The 11,741-nt window shown below is 47.9% G+C and carries 8 protein-coding genes; 4 read left to right on the forward strand and 4 right to left on the reverse strand.

What is annotated here, in order from left to right; translation table 11 throughout:
- Both ACNA7P_RS10275 and ACNA7P_RS10280 read left to right on the forward strand, forming a co-directional pair.
- A partial coding sequence (locus ACNA7P_RS10275) for a LysR substrate-binding domain-containing protein (RefSeq protein ID WP_416258541.1) occupies positions 1 to 379 on the forward strand: 379 nt, incomplete at its 5' end.
- 191 nt (positions 380 to 570) lie between these two features.
- Positions 571 to 1,560: a helix-turn-helix transcriptional regulator gene (locus tag ACNA7P_RS10280; protein WP_416258542.1), complete on the forward strand. Its 990-nt coding sequence runs from the start codon at positions 571 to 573 to the stop codon at positions 1,558 to 1,560.
- A gap of 33 nt (positions 1,561 to 1,593) precedes the next feature.
- Here the strand turns inward: ACNA7P_RS10280 and ACNA7P_RS10285 are convergent, their stop codons facing one another.
- Positions 1,594 to 3,324, reverse strand: coding sequence for a thiamine pyrophosphate-binding protein (locus tag ACNA7P_RS10285; RefSeq protein ID WP_416258543.1), 1,731 nt, complete (start codon positions 3,322 to 3,324; stop codon positions 1,594 to 1,596).
- The gene (locus ACNA7P_RS10290; protein WP_416258544.1) at positions 3,321 to 5,012 is read right to left on the reverse strand and encodes an FAD-binding dehydrogenase; all 1,692 of its coding nucleotides are present in this window, start codon (positions 5,010 to 5,012) and stop codon (positions 3,321 to 3,323) included. Before ACNA7P_RS10290 ends, ACNA7P_RS10285 begins: the two co-directional genes overlap by 4 nt.
- Positions 5,013 to 5,155: 143 nt before the next feature.
- Between ACNA7P_RS10290 and ACNA7P_RS10295 the strand changes: the two genes are divergently transcribed.
- Both ACNA7P_RS10295 and ACNA7P_RS10300 read left to right on the forward strand, forming a co-directional pair.
- Positions 5,156 to 5,830: an SGNH/GDSL hydrolase family protein gene (locus ACNA7P_RS10295; RefSeq protein WP_416258545.1), complete on the forward strand. Its 675-nt coding sequence runs from the start codon at positions 5,156 to 5,158 to the stop codon at positions 5,828 to 5,830.
- A gap of 22 nt (positions 5,831 to 5,852) precedes the next feature.
- The gene (locus ACNA7P_RS10300) at positions 5,853 to 6,296 is read left to right on the forward strand and encodes a VOC family protein (RefSeq protein WP_416258546.1); all 444 of its coding nucleotides are present in this window, start codon (positions 5,853 to 5,855) and stop codon (positions 6,294 to 6,296) included.
- Positions 6,297 to 6,303: 7 nt separating this feature from the next.
- Here ACNA7P_RS10300 and ACNA7P_RS10305 read toward each other — a convergent pair whose 3' ends face one another.
- Complete coding sequence (locus ACNA7P_RS10305) at positions 6,304 to 8,769, reverse strand: heavy metal translocating P-type ATPase (RefSeq protein ID WP_416258547.1); 2,466 nt, start codon at positions 8,767 to 8,769, stop codon at positions 6,304 to 6,306.
- A gap of 142 nt (positions 8,770 to 8,911) precedes the next feature.
- The gene (locus ACNA7P_RS10310) at positions 8,912 to 11,416 is read right to left on the reverse strand and encodes a TonB-dependent receptor plug domain-containing protein (protein ID WP_416258548.1); all 2,505 of its coding nucleotides are present in this window, start codon (positions 11,414 to 11,416) and stop codon (positions 8,912 to 8,914) included.
- Positions 11,417 to 11,741 lie beyond the last annotated feature (325 nt).

The raw sequence follows: 11,741 nt of genomic DNA on the forward strand, positions 1-11,741 counted from the left end.
CCATGCGTTAGCGCATGCCAAGATGAGCGCCGAAGATTATGCCAATACGCCCCATGGATTAGTATCGATAACTGGCAGAGGGGCCGGCAGTATGGAGCAAGTTCTGGCCGCGCATGGATTAAAACGAGATGTTGTGTTGCGTTTAGCTGGGTTTACTTCGGTGGCTGATTTTCTAGAAGATTCAGATCTTATTTTTACCTTGCCAAAGCGGTTAGCCGAGCGCATTGCCGAAGGCCGCCGGTTACTTATTCGCCCTTTACCGGAGCCACTGCAATCCGCACCGGTAAAATTCTATCTATATTGGCACGAAAGATACCATCATGATCCGCGCATGATCTGGTTACGCGAGCAATTCATGGATGTAATTTTCACTGCCTAAATGTGGCTTTTTGCCCTAAATAGCAACCTTGCGACACCAGATGTCGCAATATTAGCGATAATTGATAAAGCAAGGAAAATAAGTACTTACAAGCAGCATATTGATTGTTGCTCATTCTATTTAGTGAATGTAAAGTTCATCAGGTGCGCAGTAATTAAAAAGGAGTTTGCATGACTGCCAATGGCTCACGAATGACAATTACAAGGCAATGGGAGTTATTAAAACTATTGCCAAGCCGTCCACCAGGGTTAACGTCTCGCGATTTAGAGCAAGTTTTGGTTGGTGAAGGCTTTGATGTAAGTAAGCGCACAGTTGAGCGAGATCTTTCTGAGCTTAGCCGCTTATTTCCGATTACCTGTAATGCAAAGAGCAAGCCGTATGGCTGGTATTGGGCGAAAGATGCCAGTATTGATATGCCCGGAATCTCTGTTGCAGAAGCGTTATCACTTTCGCTGATTGAACAAATTATGCAGCCGTTGCTGCCAAAAACCGTGCTAGCGAGTGTGCAACCGCGCTTCCGGCAGGCAAAAAATAAGCTGAACGGCTTGCGGCATCCACAAAAGCTAGCAAATTGGGCGGATAAAGTAGCTCATGTGCCAGCCAACATGCCGTTGCAACCACCGGAAATTAAGCCACTAGTTCTGGAAGTGGTGCAACATGCGTTACTTCACGAAAATGTGTTGAACGTAACCTACCGATCGATGCAAAAACCCGAGCCGAGCAATTTAAAATTACATCCATTAGGGTTGGTGCAAAGAGCGGCCATTACGTACTTAGTAGCCACGGCAGAACCCTATGAGCAGCCGCGCTTATTTGCAGTGCAACGCATTCAAAAAGCGGAACAAACCAACAATAAATCAAGCACGCCGCAAGGGTTTTCTTTACAAAACTATCTTGATTCTGGAGCGCTACAATTTTCCAGCGGCAAAGATATTGTCTTGAAAGTGAAATTGTTTTCAGATGATGTAGTGCGCTCATTAACCGAGAGCCCACTAAGCAAAGACCAGCGCATTGAATCCTGTGATGATGGCGCGCTATTAGTTGCCAACGTAAAAGATTCCTGGCAAATCCGCTGGTGGATTTTGTCCTATGCGGAACTGGTGGAAGTACTGGCTCCTGAAGATATGCGTGCGGAAGTAGCGAGCCGTTTAGCGAAGGCAGCCGCGCGCTATGCGCGCTAGCTTGCCATTAGGTGTTAGCGCATGCAGTGTGTGCTATCCGGTAACTTTGCGCAGTAAGGCTCGGCTAATTACACGAAACTTATCTTGTGGTGTAAACCGTTTCAGCGTGCTTTTCACTACGCCGCGAGTAAAGCGCGTGCGCTTTGAATAATCGATACGAACATCTACTAGCACCGTTTCTCCCGCAGCTGCGGCAGCAATAGCTTGTTGTACTTTGCTGGCGCATTCCTCATTGTTACTGATGAGCATATGCTTACAGGAAGTGGCAGCAGCAAGAGCTTCAATATTAAGCGGTTTCAGCACCGTGCAGGTTTTACGGTTGTAGGGGATTTGTTGTGCTTGAGCGATTTGCGATAGCTCGCCATCGTTGAACACAAACACTGGCACGCCTAAACCCAAGCCACTGGCTGTGGCCATTTCTAGGCCGGTCATGCGCAACGCTCCATCACCTACTACACCTACAACCTGGGTATCTGGCTTCGCCAATTTAGCCCCGATTACGCCCGGAATGCAGTAGCCCATGGCATTAAAATCGCTCGGTGAGATAAATTTTCGTGGCCCATGAACTGGCATTAACTCGGCCATTAAAAAGGTATGGTTGCCATCGTCGGCTACTAAAATAGCGTCATTATCGAGTTGCTCCCGTAACGCATTGAAGAACACCGCAGGGTTCACACGATCGCCACTATTGTGGTTAAGCCACTCTTCATTGTATTTATGCTTGGCTGTTTTAATGAGTTCAGTGAGGGAGCTATTATCCCGCGGCTCGGAACGCGTTTTTACAAATTCTGCCAGCAGAGGTACGGAACGTGCAGCATCCCCTGTTACCGCTACTTTGGCGGGGAAGTTAGCGCTAAATACTTCAGGGTTAATATCTAAATGAATGAGATTCTCAGGTACTGGCATACTGTAGCTACCCGTTGGGATTTCGGCAAAGCGCACGCCAATGGCAAGTAAGCAATCACAGTTAGCAAAGGCTTGTTCGGCAGCTGGCACTGCGTATTCACCAAAGCCCATCCCGGTATGCAGAGGGTGTTGAGCGGATATCGCGCTTAAGCCTTGTAAGGTAGTACAAACAGGAGCACTAAGGTGCTCTGCTAACTCTTGCACTGCATCAACGGCGCCAATGGCACCCCAACCAATGAAAATTCCTGGGTTCTTTGCATTTGTGAGTAGTTCTGCTGCTTGCTTGAGTAGCGTTTTATCCACTTGAGCGGCTACGGGCTCATGATCAAACGCCTGCATTCCTTCAACTTCACCGAGGAAGTTACCAATGTTATAGGGCAGTTCTACGAATACCGGACCCGGCTCGCCTTGGGTAGCAATTCGATAGGCTGCATAAATAGTGGGAATTACCTGAGCGTGGGATTCAATGCGAAATGTTGCTTTGGTAATGGGTGAAAGTAGGGTGTGTTGATCCATGTCGTGCAGTTGGTATTTGTGCCCGCTTTCAGTATGAATACCTCCAGAAATAACCAACATAGGAATGCCATCAAGGCCGGCTTCACCGATACCGCTCGCGGCGTGGGTTACGCCTGCGGCTGGTACGATTACCATGGTGCCAATGCTCTCGCCCATGCGGCTTACGGCATCGGCCATAAATGCACCGGCACCTTCGTGGCCCACTAATATCGGCTGAATTTGATCGGAGGCATTCAACTCGTCATACAGCTCGGTATTATGCACCCCCGGAATTCCAAAAGTATGTTTTACGCCAAGCTGTTCTAACGCATAACGCGCTAATGCGGCACCTGATTTCTTCATGTGTTGTCTCCTAATCTGGCGGCTTCAGCTTGCTGCGCAATAATGGCGCGAGCGGCCCGGCGGCCATTTAAAATGCAGTTCGATAAAAATGTACCTTCCAACGATCGAATACCACTTATGCCACCACCGCCAAAGCCTGCAGCTTCACCCGCTGCATATAAACCAGTAATGGGCTGGTGATCATGATCGAGCACTTGAGAATTTAAGTTCGTAAGCATACCCCCCATGCTTTTACGGCTTACAATACGCTCACGGATAGCAATTAAGGGGCCGTTCTTTTTGGTAAGTATGGGTTGCATCTTAGCGGTACGAAGCTTATCACTGCGCCATTGCCGTAATTGCTGCAACTTGCGCACCTGATCGTCGTTATGCAACGCATCACCGCGCTGTAGCATGGCATCGTATTGCTCGATACTTTGGCAGAATAGAGTGCTATCCAGCCTATTATCTTTGCTTAGCCCGCGCATTTTCTCGGCGAGCTCAATAAGGGTATCGGCTACGATTACATCTTCACAATGCTCAACCAACCACTGCACCAACTTGTGATTGCCGCGTAGGCTTTGCCAAATAATGCGCAATAGTTTTTTATCACGAAAATGCGGGTTCTCATCGGTACCGGAAATCGCTAGCTCTTTTGCGGCAATGTGCCAGTTCATTACCTGCCAGGTGTATTGGCCGGGTAAGTGGCCGGTGCGCTTACAAAGATCATGGGTGTCGAAACCTGTAATCATAGGTTCTGGGCCTACCCGATTGCCTTGAGCATCGAGCCACAACGCCGAACGAGGAGGAATTAAACTTAACCCATGGCGAGGAAACTTTGGTTTTGGATGGGCAATTCCTGCGGCGTAGTTCCACATTTGCCCTAAGTTGATTACTTGGCCACCAATGTTCGCCACTGCATCATGCATAGCGCCATCAGCAGCTGGCGATACACCATTCAAAATATTTTCGGGGAACGGCCCATAGATAGGGCTCCAATGCTCGCGTACTTTATCGATGTTGCCGTTGATACCCCCGCTACACACTACTGTGGCTTTTGCCTGCACCTGAAATGCTTGGGCTTGAGTTTCGCCGCCGCTCGCTTTTGCACAAGGTAATTGTGCTACTCCTACGCAGCCGCTAATGGCGTTGGTTTGGGAATCACGAATTAAACCTGTTACCCGATGTTCATAGCGAATGGTTAATAACTTGCGCTGCGAGTGTTGGCGCAATTTCTGCGCGAGCGTTTGTACCACTCCACGACCACAGCCCCAAGCGATATGATAGCGGGGTAGTGAATTACCGTTGCCATAGTTACCGCGTTCTACCCATTGTACAGCGGGAAAAAACCGAATACCGTTTGCCATTAGCCAATCGTACACATCGGTTTTGCAGTGGTAAGCATAAGTTTCTGCCCAACGTTGCCCCCAAATATCATCCGCCGCAAACTCTGCCGCTCGCAGCCAATCTGCGAGTAATAGTTGGGGGGAATCGTGAATACCATTCTTGCGTTGTTCTTTGGTGTTGATCAACAACATGCCACCAAATGCATGGTTTGCTTGGCCACCGAATTGTTGTTCCGCCTCAGCATCAAGCAATATTACCCGTTGGCCTTGTTCAATAAGCTCTAGCGCTGTAACAATGCCTGCTAGGCCACCACCAATCACTAAGGTATCGCTATGGTATTCAATGGGTGTAGTAGATTTCATGAATTTGCCTGTGTACAAACATTCAATTACCCGTAAACTTATCAGAGTTTACTAACTATTTTTAAACATTTTCGGCGTTTGGATGAAATAATAAGACGATGTTACACCTGCTAAGCAAAATATTTCTGGCGCCTGTGTTGATTATGCAGGGCAAATCGGTACGTAAGAACACTCCACGCTTACCCGAGGCAAGCGGTGCTCGAGAAGGTGAAATTCATGGTGAGGTGCCAGCACTGCGGGTGCTGATTTGTGGTGATTCAGCCGCTGCGGGAGTGGGAGTTGAGGGCCAGCAGCAGGCCTTGGCGGGGCAGGTGATTCGTGAGCTGCAACGGCGTTTCCCGCAGCGCAATATTGCTTGGAAGCTATGGGCGAAAAATGGTGATACAACAGCAGTAACCTTAGTGAAACTGCACTTGCGGCCGGCAGAAGAGTTTGATGTGGTAATTACTTCCCTTGGCGTGAATGATGTTACCGGCCGCACGGGAAGAGGGCGCTTTCGTTTACAACAGCAAGCTTTATTGAAACTATTGAAAAGTAAGTTCAAGGCAAAACAAATTATGCTCACTGCACTTCCACCTATGCATTTATTTCCCGCCTTGCCACAGCCTTTACGTTGGGTGCTTGGGCGCGATGCAAAGGCGCTTACTGCGGAAATGGATCGCGCAGTAGCGGGCCAGCATGGGTGTAGCGTTTTGTGCGCCAACGTTCCGATTTGTGAGGGTGCGGTGGCGAATGATGGCTTTCATCCTGGGCCGATTGGCTATCAAATGTGGGCGCAGGCGATTGTGCGCAAAATCAACGATTGCCCTTTCGAATAGAGAAATCGAGTAGGTAGAGATTATGGCACCAAAAGCAGCAACTTTTAGTAATCGCATCAGTTATGTAACGCTGGGAGTAGATAACTTGCAGCGTGCGGTAAGTTTTTATAGAGATGGCTTAGGATTGGCAACCAAAGGCATTATTGGCAATGAGATTGATAATGGTGCCGTTGCTTTCTTTGATTTTCAACCGGGGCTAAAGTTAGCGCTATGGCCGCGCAAAAGTATTAGTGCAGAATGTAATGTGCCGCTCGGAGCAGTAGATGCGAGTGGCTTTATGTTAGCGCATAATGTTGCCAATACCGCAGCGGTGGATGCGATTATGCAGCAGGCTCTTGATGCGGGTGCAACCGTGGTGCGGCCAGCCAAGAAATTTGGCTGGGGTGGTTATGGCGGCGTATTCCAAGATCTTGATGGCCATCTATGGGAAGTAGTTTGGAACCCCCATGATGGCTCTACTGGTTAATCGCACGTTAGGCGCGTTTCAAACGCAGCGCATTAGTTAACACAAAAACACTTGATAAGGCCATCGCCGCCGCAGCAAGCATCGGTGACAGTAAGATACCAAAGGCTGGATAGAGCACACCAGCGGCTACTGGCAGCAAGCTGGCGTTATACGCAAAGGCCCAAAATAAATTTTGTTTAATATTACGTAAGGTTTTACGGCTAATTTCAAGCGCAGCAACCACCGCTTGCAAATCGCCCCGCATAAGCACTACATCGGCTGATTCAATGGCTATATCCGTACCACTGCCCACCGCAATACCAGTGTTAGCCTCTGCGAGCGCGGGGGCATCGTTAATCCCATCACCAACAAAGGCTACTGCACCGAATTCCTTACGGAGTTCTTTTACCGCACTTACTTTGCCATCGGGTAACACTTCGGCAACTACTTTATCAATGCCTAGTTGTTTCGCGATCGCTTCAGCTGTGGTGCGGTTATCGCCAGTAATCATTGCAACTTGTAGGCCCAATGCATGAAACGCTTGAATTGCTGCTGGCGTGCTTTCGCGCACCGTATCGGCAACTGCAATTATAGCTGCAAGCTTGCCATTAATAGCTGCATATAGAGGGGTTTTACCCTCAGCGGCTAATTTATTTGCCGTGGTATTAAATTCCGTAACATTAATATCGCGTTCTTGCATAAACCTATCGGCGCCGATTGCGATGGTGCTTGATTGCTCATCATCAGTTGCCACAATTTCTGCGGTTACACCCATTCCGGAAATCGTTTTAAATTCGCGGCATTCAGGTAATGCGATATTTTTAGCCAGAGCTGCCTCAACTATGGCGTTGGCGATGGGGTGTTCCGATTGCTGCTCTACCGCCGCAATCATTGCCAATAATTTTTCTTCATTGCAGGATTCGGTTACCACAAAATCAGTAAGCTTCGGTTTGCCCTCCGTAAGAGTGCCAGTTTTATCCAAGGCAATTACTTGGCAATCACGCAAAGTTTGCAGTGCTTCACCTTGGCGGAACAAAACTCCGCGCTCAGCAGCGCGGCCGGTACCTACCATAATTGAAACCGGTGTTGCTAAACCCATTGCGCAAGGGCAGGCAATGATCAACACCGCCACACCATTCACCAGAGCAAAGGTGAGGGCAGGGCTAGGGCCAAACATAAGCCATATCAATACGGTAAGCAGGGCAATCAGCATTACAATGGGCACAAACACTGCGGTTACTTTATCTACCAGTGCTTGCACCGGCAGGCGTGCCCCCTGTGCTTGCTCTACCATTTTAATAATCTGTGCCAATAAGGTATCGGCACCTATTTTGGTTGCCTTAAAGGTAAGTGAGCCATTACTATTTACCGTACCTGCGGAAACGGTGTCACCCGCTTTTTTAGCAACCGGGATAGGCTCACCGGTAAGCATGGATTCATCAACATAAGAATCGCCACTTGCTACTTCGCCATCAACAGCGATGCGCTCACCGGGTTTGGCTTGAATGAGATCGCCCACTTTGATCTCGGTGATAGGTAGCTCTTGCCAATCGCTCTTATCATCCGCTACATCGCGCTTTACTCGTGCGGTTTTCGCTTGCAAGCCCACTAACCGCTTTATGGCATCGCCTGTGTGGCCCTTTGCGCGTGCTTCTAGCAATCTGCCCAACAGAATCAAGGTAACAATAACTGCGGCCGCTTCGTAATAAACATTGGCCGTACCGGCTGGCAGTACATTAGGTGTAAAGGTAGCTACCACGGAAAATAGCCAAGCAGCACTAGTGCCAAGCGCTACTAATGAATTCATATCCGGAGAGCCGCGCAAAAGGGCAGGAAAGCCAACCTTGTAGAAACGCCAACCAGGGATAGCGAGTACTATGGTGGTAAGCACAAATTGTAGATTCCAATTTAATGTTTGCCCAAGCGTATTTTCTACCCAGTGGTGTATTGCAGGAATAAAGTGGCTACCCATTTCTAGAATAAACACTGGTAGCGTAAGCAATGCGGCGAGCCAAAAGCTATTTTGCAAGGAGCTAATTTCAGCTGCTTTGTGATTCGTATCCTTTTGTTGGTCAGCGTTTTTTAGTTTAGCTTCGTAACCTGCAGACTTCACAGCGCTTTTTAGCTGGTGCGGGTCTCCACTGCCACTAATGAACTCTACTACCGCGGTTTCACTGGCGAGATTTACTCGAGCTAGATACACTCCAGGTACTTGCAAGAGAGCTTTTTCTACTTTTCCTACACAAGATGCGCAGTGCATTCCTACCAAATCAAGCTCTACACGTTCGGTGCGCGCAGGGTAGCCTGCTTGTTCTAGGTTTTTCACAACATTGGCAAGCACTTCCGCATTCGGAAACTCGATTTCAGCAGTTTCGTTGGCTAGGTTCACTGATACTGCTGTTACGCCGGCAGTATCTTCAATTGCTTTACTCGCCCGGCGCACGCAGCTTGCGCACGTAAGTTTACTTATTGATGCTTGAATCGATTGGCTCATAGCTGCCTCATAAAATGAATGTAGTTGCGGATTTATGCGGAGTGTTAGCTTTAAAGATAAGTATAGCGTAAAGTTTAACACGCAAAAAAAAGCCAGTCAGAGTATATGACTGGCTTTCTTGGTAAAGTTCGCAGATTTGCTGTTAGAAGCGATAAGCAACGCGACCATATACGAATCTGCCGGAACGACCGAATGGTGAATAGTTAGAAAAAGATGTTGCACCAGTGGTGTTCAGATTGATGGGGTTGGCATCAGGATAGGTGTCTAGAATATTGTCTGCACCAATCGCCAATGACCAGTTTTCGTTAACATCATAACGGCCTTCTAAATCAACAATCGTTTTAGCGCTCAACGTGTTGTCATTCAGTGGGTTGTTATTTGGCGCAAGTACCTCACCGTAGCGATTGATACGCATGGTTGCCGACCACTTATCGAGATTCCAATTGGTGATTAGGCCAATCTTATTTTTTGGTGCTCCTTTCTCGAACGTTAGCACATTTACTCGCGCAAATAGTGTTGGTGCAGGGTCTAATGCAGCTAGTTGTGCTGTTTCTGGAACACGAGTTACTTTCGTTCTATTCGCGTTACCAACTAAGTTAAACTCGAAGGCGCCTGCGTTTTCAGTAACCCAAGGCCATGAAACAACAACATCTACCCCTTGAGTTTCGGTATCAACACCGTTAATAAAGAAGCGGCCACCACCAATTCCAATAAACCCTTGTTCGCTTAAAAACTCACGAACATTCGCTTGCGTTAGGTTTTCAGAAAGTACGATACGATCATCAATATCGATACGATAGGCGTCTATTGTTACCGAAACATCACCAAACCGCATTACAGTACCGATTGAAAAGTTAATCGATTCTTCTGCATCTAGCGGTTGTGCGCCAAGGGCCACAGCTACGGGATCAGCAACTGGGAATGTGGTGATATCAAATGGTATACCATTGATAAAGTTTGTTGATGTTGCAGTGAAGTATTGTTGCTGAAGCGATGGTGCCCGAAATCCATTTTGGATAGACCCTCGAATCGCGAAATCTTCGTTAATATCATAGCGTGTTGCGATTTTTCCGGTAACGGTATTACCGAAATCAGAATAGTCTTCTATTCGTAAAGCTCCAGAAACCAGCCAATCTAACGTAACTTCCGCTTCTAGATCAACATAGGCACCCACGGCATTGCGATTCTCGTTAATCGCATTACTTGGCCGAAAGCCAGGAAAAACTTGCGAACCAGAAGCTGTGGCATTGCCGTTTAGTGTTACACCGCCATTGATATATGAATTGGGCTCACCAGCAAAAATCCGATATTCTTCGCGTCGTGCTTCTGCACCCACTGCTACACTTAATGGTGAGGCTAATCCTTCAACATCATAAAAGCGCGCGCCTGATAAGTTGTATACAAGTTGATTGTAGCGGTAGCCACCAGCATCAAATTCGGTGCCACTGGCCACACCCAATGAGCGGTTTAAGGTATTCTTAATGGTGAACATCATTTCGTTCTGGCCAAATACCACAGAGGTATCCATTGCCCAATCGCCGGCTTGCCACTCATAACCGGCGGCTAAACTCATATCATCTACATCAGGAGCTATCAGCGGAAGAAAACCATCAGGATAAATCTCTGGAACGTTACGAGCATCTCGCGCTGTGCGATAGAAGCCGGCAGATACAGCTTGGCGATTTTGATAGGATGCCCAGCCATATAGTTTTGAGCCATCGTCTAGGTTAATACCCGCATTGGCGAATAAGGTTAGTTGTTCTACCTCAGGTTCCCCATACCATGCGTTGAATCGATCGAATGTTGCCTCTCGAGGATCAAACTCTCCATCTATTAGGTTATATTGTTGGCGATGATCCCAACCACCGCGCTCAGTTCGCTCTTGGTCTTTATATTCTAATGCAAGTGTGAGGAAGCCATCATCGGTAAGAGCGAAGCCAGTCCACGCATTTAACGTTAAGGTTTCGCCATCACTGCGGCTTCGGGAAATTTCACTTGGTGCGCCCCAGTTAGCGCCCGCCGGAACAGGGGTAGTTGGAACAGTGTATTTGGTATCCCGCCAGCCGTATTGTAACGACACAGAACCACCTTCTCTAGCTTCCCGTAAGCGCACATTAATTACGCCTGCGATGGCATCAGAACCATATTGCGCCGAGGCACCATCACGGAGAACCTCAACAGATTGAACAGCACCGAGTGGAATAGTGTTTAAATCAACTGCCGAAGATCCCCGGCCTACTGTGCCATTAACGTTCACTAAAGCAGCAGAATGGCGGCGTTTTGAATTCACCAATACAAGGGTTTGATCCGGAGCAAGGCCTCGTAAACTCGCCGGCCGCACTGTATCAGTGCCATCGGCTAATCCCGGGCGAGGAAAATTAAATGAAGGTAAGGCTACCGAAAGAGCTTGATTTAACTCAGTAATGCCGGCGCGAGCCATATCTTCACCGCGCACAATATCAACTGCAGCGGTGGATTCTTCTGCGGATCGGCCAGCAACCCGAGTACCTGTTACAACTATACGCTCCACACGCTCCGAGGTTTCTTGTTGATTAGATGTTGAACTAGCCTCTTGGGCAACTAACGCATGAGGAGCTAGAACGGCTGCAATTAACAATGCTAATGGGCTTTTTCGAAATGCTTTCATGTGAATCTCCAGTTACTTGCAATTTATACTTGCTACTTAGCTGTGTAACAAATAAGCAACATAAAGGAAAGGTTTTTTTAGGATTTCTTGAGGTGTATTAGCATGTGTGTTATCGAACTGAAGATACTCTCGTGATTCTGTGCATCGTTTTTCCCTGTCGTGAACAGCCACAAAATGGAGGCGGAAATAACGAATCCGAGCTAAAAAACTAGAAAAAAAGCCCCGCTATTGCTAGCGAGGCCTTTGAAATAATGGTGCCCGGAGGCGGAATCGAACCACCGACACGAGGATTTTCAATCCTCTGCTCTACCGACTGAGCTATCCG

This window comes from Aliidiomarina sp. (assembly GCF_047920995.1).
Taxonomy (GTDB): Bacteria; Pseudomonadota; Gammaproteobacteria; order Enterobacterales; family Alteromonadaceae; genus Aliidiomarina.